At 36.6% G+C, this 1,204-nt stretch carries 2 protein-coding genes; one reads left to right on the top strand and one right to left on the bottom strand.

Features of this window, described 5'->3' with window-relative positions:
* Positions 1–212: 212 nt before the first annotated feature.
* Positions 213–743, top strand: a complete 531-nt coding sequence (locus tag ACFIJZ_RS09775; protein ID WP_375631966.1) for a hypothetical protein — start codon at positions 213–215, stop codon at positions 741–743.
* 8 nt (positions 744–751) lie between these two features.
* On the opposite strand, the gene ACFIJZ_RS09780 is transcribed toward ACFIJZ_RS09775, so the two are convergent.
* A partial coding sequence (locus tag ACFIJZ_RS09780; RefSeq protein ID WP_375631968.1) for a hypothetical protein occupies positions 752–1,204 on the bottom strand: 453 nt, incomplete at its 5' end.

Genomic DNA, 1,204 nt, shown 5'->3' on the forward strand with positions numbered 1-1,204 from the left:
TACACCCTCCAGATAATAAAAAACCCCGCATTTGCGGGGATTCCAAACTGCACTGCCTCTCGTCTAGACACAATACGCCTAAGTACAGTAAGGTCATTAAATACGATTTGCATCACTTTGTCAACACTAAAATAACACATATTGATAATTTCAAAAGGAATCAGTTAAACAGATAAAGTGCATATTAAGGTAGACATATTAAGGTAGAAGTGATGTTTATAAAAAAATCTTTATTTAGAAGCGTATTAATTATCGCACTTTTTACAACCTATCTTATATTCCCTTCAAACGGATACGCTGATGATAATTTAGATGAATTCTGCTGTTCAAAAGAAGTAGTAAGACTAGAGAGAGCACGCAGTGATTATCTGTATAAAAATTACAATTGGTGGGAACAAAGGTATTACAACGCTCAATGGATACACGATAAATACGTAGAAAAAACTTTGTCGCTACCAGCACGACTAGCTAAGCAACATATAAAAAATATAGAGCAATGGCGTTGTCTAGTCATAAACCGAAATAGTGTATCGCGTGCCGTGATAAGCAATATGCAATTCGAAATAGAGCAAATGCAGCATTTAGATAGAGCAAAACGAAATAAGCAACATGAAAAGGTATCACAACTCCTCGATATCATTACCGATGTTCGAAAGACTATTGCTACACAAAAAGAAAAAGTTAAAAGGCTAGATCATGAAATTGAAATAGTAAATGATATGCTTATTTATTTTTATGAATAATTGCATACTTATGAAAAGTACTTATGAAGCACATTAAGAGCAACACGTAATGAATTCACAAGGTGTGGTAGCATTTGATCTTCTATAACGAGGCACTGTAGCGCTGCATAAAGGTTATATTGTCTATAGAGGCATTGGGCTTCTTTTAGTGCCTCTTGCGTGTTTATAAACTGCTCTGTTGCAAATTCTACCCATTTATCTCTTGCCTTATCATCAGATGATGATGGCATTTCGTCATAAATTGCATTAGGCAAGCCTTTTGCGCAAAGGTAATTATTCCTTATCTGTAGATATTGCTGGGCGGTGTCGTATTGCTCTTGAGTAAGCACGCCTTGCAAACAAAGCCGCCCTATATAGGTACCAGAAAGTGGATTTTTTGCCTCTTGTAGCGTTAAACCGAAGCGCTTTGCACGCATTTCTATTGCCAATTTATCAACGGCTTCACGCGGTGCTTTTGCACG

This window comes from Bartonella sp. CL70QHWL (assembly GCF_042194855.1).
Taxonomy (GTDB): domain Bacteria; phylum Pseudomonadota; class Alphaproteobacteria; order Rhizobiales; family Rhizobiaceae; genus Bartonella.

Bases quoted from the DNA above. Each gene is read 5' to 3' on its own strand.
- ACFIJZ_RS09775 (WP_375631966.1), top strand. From the start codon at position 213: ATGTTTATAAAAAAATCTTTATTTAGAAGCGTATTAATTATCGCACTT.